The organism is Nocardia bovistercoris (assembly GCF_015674855.1).
Classification (GTDB): domain Bacteria; phylum Actinomycetota; class Actinomycetes; order Mycobacteriales; family Mycobacteriaceae; genus Nocardia; species Nocardia bovistercoris.
The window spans coordinates 333,101-341,784 of the sequence record NZ_JADMLG010000009.1; the positions used below are offsets into that span (position 1 = coordinate 333,101).

An 8,684-nucleotide genomic window follows, 5' to 3' on the forward strand; every position below is an offset into this window, starting at 1 on the left:
TCGGTCAGCGAGCGCGGCGCGCCAGGCGCTCGGAGTCGGAGATCAGCACGCTCTTGCCCTCGAGCCGCAGCCAGCCGCGATGCGCGAAATCGGCGAGCGCCTTGTTCACGGTTTCGCGGGAGGCGCCGACGAGCTGGGCGATCTCCTCCTGGGTGAGGTCGTGGGTGACCCGAAGCGCACCGGCTTCCTGGGTGCCGAACCGCTGCGCGAGCTGCAGCAGCGCCTTGGCGACTCGACCGGGGACATCGGTGAAGATGAGGTCGGCCAGGTTGTTGTTGGTGCGGCGCAGTCGCCGGGCGAGCACGCGCAGCAGCTGTTCGGCGATCTCGGGGCGCTGGTCGATCCAGGACTTGAGCGCGTCGCGGTCCATCGTGACGGCGCGTACCTCGGTGACGGTCGTCGCGGTCGAGGTGCGCGGACCCGGATCGAAGATCGAGAGCTCGCCGAACATGTCCGACGGGCCCATGATGGTCAGCAGATTCTCGCGGCCGTCGGGCGAGCGGCGGCCGATCTTCACCTTGCCGGTGGTGATGATGTACAGACGATCGCCGGGCTCGCCTTCGTTGAAGATGACGTGGCCGCGGGGGAAATCAACTGGCTGGAGTTGTTTGGCGAGTGCCGCCACCGCGGTGGGCTCAACGCCTTGGAAGATGCCTGCTCTGGCGAGGGCCTCGTCCACGAATGTGCTCCTTATGGGAAATGGCTTGTCCTGGACCGAAGCGAATCGGCCAACAGTGAAGTCTACGCGCTGTAGTAGCGGCGCAGTGACAGACGCCACGTAACGAGTGTATTGCGCGGTGCCTCGTTGGCCGATCGGTAGCTCTGTGATGTTGGTGGTCGCTACGGCGGGTCAGCTCGCGCGCGCGACGTCCAGCTCCTCACCCCTCGACCGGCGCTTGCGCATCCTGGCCACGGCGGCGGGCAGTCCGAGCTTGGTCAACTCCTTCACCTCGGCGTTGCTTGCGTTGTCCAGGTACTGCTGAACCTCGGGTTCGGGTTCGAGAAGTTTGCGGAGCCGATTCTCGACCCGCTCCATGAGCAGAGCGAACAGCATCAACACCACTGGGAACAGCACCACAGCGAGTCCTTGCATAGGGAGGAGTAAACACTGTGTAGGTCTCAGATGGAACACGGCAGTCGATCTGGGCGGTCGACGCCGCTTCGCGGTTCCGTATGGTGGACAGGTGCGTGCCACCCCCTCCACTCCCGCCGCAGGCGGGTCAGCGCCCGCCGCCGGGACCGCCGATCGGAGCGCGGCGGCCGCGGCATCGCCCAAGCGCAGATCCCGGTCCCGACAAGCGGAAACCTCGCTGGGGCTGGTCCGAAGGGCGCGCCGCATGAACCGGGTGCTCGCCCGCGCCTTCCCTGACGCGCACTGCGAACTGGATTTCACGACTCCGCTCGAATTGGCGGTGGCGACAATACTTTCCGCGCAGTGCACCGACGAGCGCGTGAACCTGACCACACCGGCGCTGTTCGCCAGGTATCCGGACGCGCGCGCATATGCCGAGGCCAACCGTGCCGAGATGGAGGAGTACATCCGCCCGACGGGCTTCTTCCGCAACAAGACGAACTCGCTCATCGGGCTCGGCCAAGCCCTGCTGGAACATCATGATGGTGAATTGCCTCACACCCTGGAGGAATTGGTGAGGTTGCCCGGCGTCGGCCGCAAGACTGCCAACGTCATCCTCGGCAACGCCTTCGAAGTCCCCGGCATCACCGTCGACACCCATTTCGGTCGGCTCGTGCGGCGCTGGCAGTGGACCGCCGAGGAGGACCCGGTCAAGGTCGAGCACATCGTCGGCGAGCTCATCGAGCGCAAGGAGTGGACGCTGCTGTCCCATCGCGTGATCTTCCACGGCAGGCGGGTCTGTCACGCGCGCAAGCCTGCCTGCGGGGTGTGCGTGCTCGCCGATGACTGTCCTTCCTTCGGCATCGGGCCGACCGACCCGGATGTCGCGGCCGCCTTGGTCAAGGGGCCCGAGCGCGCGCATCTGCTCGGAATGGTCGGGCGGTGACCCGATTTCCGGTCACGGCCAGGCTGCTGCTGGCCGGATTGATCACGGCGATCGCGCTCGCGGTCGCGCTGTGGCCGCGTGACTCGGGCGAATCCGACACCGCGACGAACGCGGGGACGAATTCCGCCGTCGCGCAGGCGGCCCGCGCCGACGCCGGACTCACGCCGTGCCCGCGTCCCGCGCCCGGCGCCGCGAGCTCGGGACCGCTGGCCGCGCTCACCGTGCGCTGCCTGGCCGACGGACAACCCGTCGACCTTGCCGCCGCGCTCGCCGGCCGTCCCGCGCTGCTGAATCTGTGGGCCTACTGGTGCGGTCCGTGCGCGCAGGAGTTGCCTTATCTGAACCAGTACGCGCGGCGCGCGGGCGACGCTATTACGGTGCTGACTGTGCACAGCGATCCCGAAGAGGCCAAGGCGCTGGCCCGGCTGACCGGGCTCGGCGTCACGGTGCCGGGCGTACTCGACCCCGACGCGTCGGTCCGCGCCGCGCTCGGCGCGCCCTCGGTCCTACCGATCTCGGTGCTGCTGCGCGCCGACGGCACCGTCGCGGAGGTGGTGGTCCGCACCTTCGCGGGCGTCCAGGACATCGCCGACACGGTCGCGAATCGGCTCGGAGTCGCCGCGTGACGACATCGGGGGACAGCGTCGCCCCGGTACCCGACGAGACACCGTCCTGGCTGCGCCGCGCCACCGAGTCGAGCACCGTCGACACCGTCGACTCGCTGGCCCTCGCACGCGCCGCGCGCCGCGCGCTCACCATCAAGGGCGAGCCGCGCCAGGCCGCGGTGCTCGTCCTCTTCGGCGGGTCGATCGAGGCCGATCACGATGCGCCGGGCGGAGTTCCGGCCGACGCCGACATCCTGCTGACCCAGCGCGCCTCGACCATGCGCTCCCATCGCGGCCAGGTCGCCTTCCCCGGCGGCGAGGTCGAAGTCGGCGACACCGGACCGATCGACACCGCGCTGCGCGAGGCGAACGAGGAGACCGGCCTCGACCGCGCGGGCGTGGAACCGCTGCTGGTGCTGCCGAAACTGTTCGTCCCGCCGTCGCGTTTCGACGTGACCCCGGTGCTCGCCTACTGGCGCACCCCGAGCGAGGTGCGGGTGGTCGACCGCGGCGAGACCGACCGGGTGGTGCGCGTGCCGCTGGCCGACCTGCTCGACCCGGCCAACCGCTTCCTCGTACGCGGCCCGCTCGGCTATAAGAGTCCGGCCTTCCTGGTGGACGGCCTGCTGGTGTGGGGACTCACCGGGGGCATACTGGCCGGCATCTTCGCCTCGGCCGGTTGGGAACCGGACTGGGATCGCGAGGACGTGCGTGATCTGGAGGCGACGTTGGCGGCCGTGGGAATGACCTTATGAGTTCCTCGGCGTGGCTCGATATCGCCGTACTCCTGCTCGCCCTGCTCGCCGCGTCCTCGGGATGGCGCCAGGGCGCGGTCGCTTCGGCGCTCGCCTTCCTCGGTGTGGTGCTCGGCGCGGTGGCGGGCATCCTCATCGCCCCGCATCTGCTCGTACATGTGGACGCGGGGCGCCAGCGCGTGCTCACCGGCGTGCTGCTGATCGTGTTGCTGGTGATCGTCGGCGAGGTCGCGGGCATGGTGCTCGGTCGGGCGGCGCGCGGCAGTATGCGCCATCCGTTCACGCGCAGCGTCGACAGCGTCGTCGGCGCGGTCCTTCAGGCGGTCGCGGTGCTGGTCACCGCGTGGCTGCTCGCCTTACCGCTCGCCACCTCGTCGCAGCCCGCGATCGCGACCGCGATCAACGGCTCCAAGGTGCTGACCGATGTGAACGCGGTCGCGCCGAACTGGCTGCGCAAGGTCCCGAACGAATTCTCCAGGCTGCTCAACACCTCCGGCCTGCCCGATGTCATCGGACCGTTCGGTCGCGCCCCGATCGCGGCGGTCGAACCGCCCGACCCCGGCGTGCTCGCCAGTCCGGTCGCGGCCTCGTTGCAGCAGAGCGTGCTGCGCATCCGCGGTGTCGCGCCGAGTTGCCAGCGCGCGCTGGAAGGCTCGGGATTCGTGATCGCGCCCGAACGGGTGATGACCAACGCGCACGTGGTCGCGGGCACGACCAGCGTCGCGGTCGACACCGCGCGCGGCCCGCTCGAGGCCACCGTCGTGCTGTTCGATCCGTCCAAGGACGTCGCGGTGCTCGCGGTGCCGGGACTGACCGCGCCCGTGGTGCCGCAGTCGCCCGAGGCCGCGCGGCCCGGAGAGAGCGCGATCGTGCTCGGCTATCCGGGTGGCGGACCGTACACCGCGAGCGCCGCCAGGATTCGCGAGACCCTCGACCTGACCGGGCCGACGATCTACCGCAACGGGACCGTGGAACGCGAGGTCTACACGGTGCGCGGCCTGGTTCGCGCGGGCAACTCCGGTGGGCCGCTGGTCGACACCGAGGGACAGGTGCTCGGCATGGTGTTCGGCGCCGCGGTGACCGACGAGGACACCGGATACGTGCTCACGTTGAAGGAAGTCCGCCCCGATCTCGAGGCGGCGGTGAACGCGAACTCGCCCATCAACACCGGCGCCTGCGTCCTGAGCTGACGGGCTTTCACCTACGCGATGGGAAGGCCCGTTCAGTCCAAGAATTTGGCGAGCTCGGTGGTGACGGTGTCGGGGTTCTCCTGGTGCGCGAAATGCGCGGCCTCCGGGATCGTCACCAGGCGCCGTCGCGGCGACCACTGGTGGCCGCGGTGGAAGGTCGAGCGCAGCAGATAGCTGTCGTATTCGCCGCGCATCGCGAGCACCGGGATGGGAACGGGATCACGCATGGTCGCCATGAACCTGCGCCCGTCCGGCCGCCACTGACTGCGGAAAGCCCAGCGCTGATATTCCAGCGCGCAGTGCGCCGCGCCCGGTATGCGGATCGCCGAACGCATCCGGCGCGCGGTATCGACGAATTCGGCCGTCCCTGACCAGCTCGCACCGACCCGCTGCCGCAGCAGCCGTTCCACCTCGAAACCGCCGTGTGTGGTCAGCAGCCGCTCCGGATAGCGCGGCAGCTGATAGCGCAGGAAATTCGGCAGCCACGCCGCGCGCTGGCGACGGTCGCGCAACACAGCGGCTTTGAGCGCCGCCGGATGCGGTGAACCCACCAGCGCGATCGCCGAAACCAACCGGGGATGCAGCACCGCCGTCGTCCAGCAGACCAGTCCGCCCTCGGCGTGCCCGACCAGCGTCGCCTCGGTGTGGCCGAGCGCGCGGACCAGCCCGGCGACATCACCCGCGAGCGTCCAGCCGTCGTAGCCGCGCGGCGGTTTGTCGCTGTCGCCGTAGCCGCGCAGATCCACCGCGACCGCGCGGAAGCCGAGCTCGGCCAAGCCCGTCAGCTGATGTCGCCACGACCACCAGAAATCGGCGAAGCCGTGCAGCAGCACCACCAGCGGGGCGTCGGCGCGTTCCGGCGTCGCCTCCACCACGTGGAATCGAATGCCGTTGGCGCGAACGTCCCGGTGCGTCCACGGCCCGTCGAAGCGGACACTCGACGGGTCAGGAAGGAAGTTCGACGACACGCCGCCCGAGCCTACTGCGCCGGACATCGCGTCGCGCGCGCTGCGCGTGCTTCGCGACCGCATCGATGTGCCTGCGCGATCGAGCGGGGGATTCTCACTTCCTCAGGGCGAGCTGGTCCTCGTGCGCCGACCCGAAACCGCTCGGCAGCACGCTGCGCGCCTGCTTGAGCGAGTCGATGGTCTTCTCCGGCGCACGCAGCTTCTTCACGCGCAGGTAGCCGAGCAACGCCAGGATCACCGTCGTCGCCACCATCAGGCCGAACACGATCAGGAACGCCGCCCAGCGGGCCAGCCAGACGTCGAGCAGTTCGCCGAGGAAAAAGAAGAAGAAGAACGAACTGAACAGCAGAACGGTGAGCGCGAGAATGAAATAGACGCTGCCCTGCAAGCCCTTCTTGATCTCACCGGTGACCTCGGCCTTGGCCAGCTCGACCTCGGCGCGCACCAGCGTGGACATCTGCTCGGTGGCATCGCGCACCAGACTGCCGAAACTCGCCGATCCGATCGGATTCGCGTCGGTCAGGGGAATTGAGGTCAGCGACCGATGCGCTGTGTCGCCCGCGCCGCCGCCGCTCTGTGACCCGTTACCGCCCTGGGTGAAACTCACTTGGTCGACCCTTCTCCCTGTCCCGGCACTGCCTCGTCTCCGTTCGATCTGCGGCGCGCGCCCGCGTCGTCGGGCGCTCGCGCGTCACGCCGTGCCCGGTGGACGCGCCCACGCCGCAACAGTAGCGCCGAACCCGCGATGGACGCGGTCGCCGATGTCATCAACACCGCGGCCTTCGCCGATTCGACGGCGGATCCGTCGTCGACATCGGCCAGCGCGAGTTCCGCCACAAGAAGGCTAACGGTGAACCCGATCGCGCCGAGCACCGACAGGGCGAACATGTCCCGATAGCCGAGTCCGGGGGGTCTGGTCGCGATACCGAGGCGGATCGCGACCAGGCTCGATCCGAAGATGCCCAGCGGTTTTCCGCACAGCAGGCCGAGTACGACGGCGAGGGCGAGCCGGTCGGTGCGCAGGTCGCCGAATACCGTGGCGTCCAATCGGACTCCCGAGGCGAACAGGGCGAACAGCGGCACGCACAGGCCCGCCGAGATGGGCTGCACGAGATGTTCCAGTCGGGTCGCGGGCGCCTGATCCTCGTCCGGGTCAGGGCGGACCCGGGTCAGCAGGCCGAGCGCGACGCCCGCGAGGGTGGGATGGATGCCCGCCTCGTGCAGGGTGTACCAGGTGGTCAGTGCCAGTGGGAGATAGACCGCCGGCGTCCGGATCCGGCGGTGCTGCGCCAGTGCCCAAGCGGCGCAGCAGGTCAGTGTCGCGGTGAGCCACAGCGGCGCCAGGCTCGCGGTGAACAGCACGGCGATCAGGGCGATGGCGATCAGATCGTCCACGACCGCGAGGCTGAGCAGGAAAACGCGTGCGGTCGGCGGAATCCGCGATCCGGTGATGGCGAGGATCGCCAACGCGAAGGCGATATCGGTGGCCACCGGGATCGCCCAGCCCCGATCCATGCCCGGCATGCCGTATCCGACGGCGAACGCGATCACCGCCGGAACGATCACACCGCCGACCGCCGCGATCAACGGGAGTGCCGCGCGTTTCCGGTCGGCGAGTTCACCGGTCACGAGTTCGCGCTTGAGTTCGAGGCCCGCGACGAAGAAGAAGATCGCGAGCAGACCGTCCGCGGTCCATTCCGCGAGGGTGAGGTCCAGATGCAGCGGCGTGATCGCGACCACCGTGTCGGTCATCGCGAAATAGCCCGCGCTCCACGGCGAATTGGCCCACAGCAGCGCGATGGCGGCAGCCGTCAGAAGTAGCGCGCCGCCGAAGGTTTCGGTGCGTAGATAGCGGGTGAGTTCGGACGGTGCTCGGGTGATCACGCGGGAGCCCTCTCGATGGTCCGGACGACGGCTGCTGACCGTGACCAGCCGAAATGGATTCGGGCACGCACGACCGCACGCCGACCAGACTTCCCGGCACTCCCGGTGCGATCCTAGTCCGCCGCGATCTTGGTGTGCGGCTCGCCCGTCATCCGAACGGGCCACACTTGTGTTCAGGCGCGACTGTCCCGGATCGCCTCGAAGACGTTCGGGTCGACCAGGGTGGAGGTGTCGCCGAGTTCGCGTCCCTCGGCGACGTCGCGCAGGAGTCGGCGCATGATCTTGCCGCTGCGGGTCTTGGGGAGTTCGGGGACGATGTGGATTTCGCGTGGTCGGGCGATGGGGCTGATCTCGCGCGACACCGCCGTCTTCAACGCGGCCACCAGGGTGTCGCCGGTGTCGGTGGTTTCGGCGGTGAGGATGACGAAGGCCACGATCGCTTGACCGGTCGTCTCGTCGGCGGCGGCCACGACGGCGGCTTCGGCGACTCCGGAGTGTCCGACGAGGGCGGATTCGACTTCGGCGGTGGAGATGCGGTGTCCTGAGACGTTCATGACGTCGTCGACGCGTCCGAGGACCCAGAGGTCGCCGTCGGTGTCGAGTTTGGCGCCGTCGCCCGCGAAGTACCAGCCGTCGGCGGCGAAGCGTGCCCAGTAGGTTTCGCGGAAGCGGTCCATGTCGCCCCAGATGCCGCGCAGCATCGACGGCCACGGCTTGTCCAGGACGAGCAACCCGGACTGATCGCGGCCGAGTTCGTTGCCGTCGTCGTCCACGATCTTGGCGCCGATGCCGGGCAGCGGTGTCATGGCGGCGCCCGGTTTGGTGGTGGTGACCGCGGGCAGGGGCGAGATCATGATCGCCCCGGTTTCGGTCTGCCACCAGGTGTCGACGATGGGTGCGGTGTCGGCGCCGATGACGTGGCGGTACCAGCGCCAGGCTTCGGGGTTGATGGGTTCGCCGACGCTGCCGAGCAGACGCAGGCTGGTCAGGTCGTGGGCGTCGGGGATTTCGCGTCCCCACTTCATGAAGGTGCGGATGAGGGTGGGTGCGGTGTAATAGATTGTGACGCCGTATTTTTCGATGATCTGGAAGTGGCGGTGCTCGTCGGGGGTGTTGGGGGTGCCTTCGTAGACGACTTGGGTGGCGCGGTTGGCCAGTGGTCCGTAGACGATGTAGGAGTGTCCGGTGACCCAGCCGATGTCGGCGGTGCACCAGTAGATGTCTTTTCCGGGTTTGTGGTCGAAGACGGTGTGGTGGGTGTAGG

At 68.7% G+C, this 8,684-nt stretch carries 10 protein-coding genes; 4 read left to right on the plus strand and 6 right to left on the minus strand.

Annotation, left to right across the window (positions count from 1 at the left end; genetic code table 11):
* Positions 1-4: 4 nt before the first annotated feature.
* Entirely contained in the window at positions 5-679 is a 675-nt protein-coding gene (locus IT779_RS23050; RefSeq protein ID WP_040703546.1) for a Crp/Fnr family transcriptional regulator, read from the minus strand.
* Positions 680-850: 171 nt separating this feature from the next.
* Positions 851-1,078: a hypothetical protein gene (locus IT779_RS23055; RefSeq protein ID WP_082393642.1), complete on the minus strand. Its 228-nt coding sequence runs from the start codon at positions 1,076-1,078 to the stop codon at positions 851-853.
* A 232-nt stretch (positions 1,079-1,310) separates the two neighbouring features.
* Here IT779_RS23055 and nth point away from each other — a divergent pair, with 232 nt between their 5' ends.
* Genes nth through IT779_RS23075 form a run of 4 tightly spaced genes read left to right on the plus strand, consistent with a single transcriptional unit; the run spans position 1,311 to position 4,568 of the window.
* The gene (nth, locus tag IT779_RS23060) at positions 1,311-2,018 is read left to right on the plus strand and encodes an endonuclease III (RefSeq protein WP_232542018.1); all 708 of its coding nucleotides are present in this window, start codon (positions 1,311-1,313) and stop codon (positions 2,016-2,018) included.
* A complete protein-coding gene (locus IT779_RS23065) occupies positions 2,015-2,644 on the plus strand; it encodes a TlpA family protein disulfide reductase (protein WP_196151445.1) in 630 nt (209 codons plus the stop codon). Before nth ends, IT779_RS23065 begins: the two co-directional genes overlap by 4 nt.
* Entirely contained in the window at positions 2,641-3,378 is a 738-nt protein-coding gene (locus IT779_RS23070; RefSeq protein ID WP_332838927.1) for an NUDIX hydrolase, read from the plus strand. Before IT779_RS23065 ends, IT779_RS23070 begins: the two co-directional genes overlap by 4 nt.
* Entirely contained in the window at positions 3,375-4,568 is a 1,194-nt protein-coding gene (locus tag IT779_RS23075; protein WP_196151446.1) for a MarP family serine protease, read from the plus strand. The genes IT779_RS23070 and IT779_RS23075 overlap by 4 nt, the downstream gene beginning before the upstream one ends.
* A 32-nt stretch (positions 4,569-4,600) precedes the next feature.
* Here IT779_RS23075 and IT779_RS23080 read toward each other — a convergent pair whose 3' ends face one another.
* The 4 genes from IT779_RS23080 to IT779_RS23095 form a co-directional block, all read right to left on the minus strand.
* The gene (locus IT779_RS23080; RefSeq protein ID WP_332838928.1) at positions 4,601-5,536 is read right to left on the minus strand and encodes an alpha/beta fold hydrolase; all 936 of its coding nucleotides are present in this window, start codon (positions 5,534-5,536) and stop codon (positions 4,601-4,603) included.
* Between the two features lie 94 nt (positions 5,537-5,630).
* Positions 5,631-6,143, minus strand: coding sequence for a phage holin family protein (locus IT779_RS23085; RefSeq protein WP_196151448.1), 513 nt, complete (start codon positions 6,141-6,143; stop codon positions 5,631-5,633).
* On the minus strand, positions 6,140-7,420 hold the full coding sequence (gene nhaA / locus IT779_RS23090; RefSeq protein WP_196151449.1) for a Na+/H+ antiporter NhaA: 1,281 nt from the start codon (positions 7,418-7,420) through the stop codon (positions 6,140-6,142). Before nhaA ends, IT779_RS23085 begins: the two co-directional genes overlap by 4 nt.
* A gap of 173 nt (positions 7,421-7,593) precedes the next feature.
* Positions 7,594-8,684, minus strand: a 1,091-nt coding sequence (locus IT779_RS23095; RefSeq protein ID WP_196151450.1) for an AMP-binding protein, incomplete at its 5' end; no start/stop codon positions are given.

Bases quoted from the DNA above. Each gene is read 5' to 3' on its own strand.
- IT779_RS23075 (WP_196151446.1), top strand. From the start codon at position 3,375: ATGAGTTCCTCGGCGTGGCTCGATATCGCCGTACTCCTGCTCGCCCTG.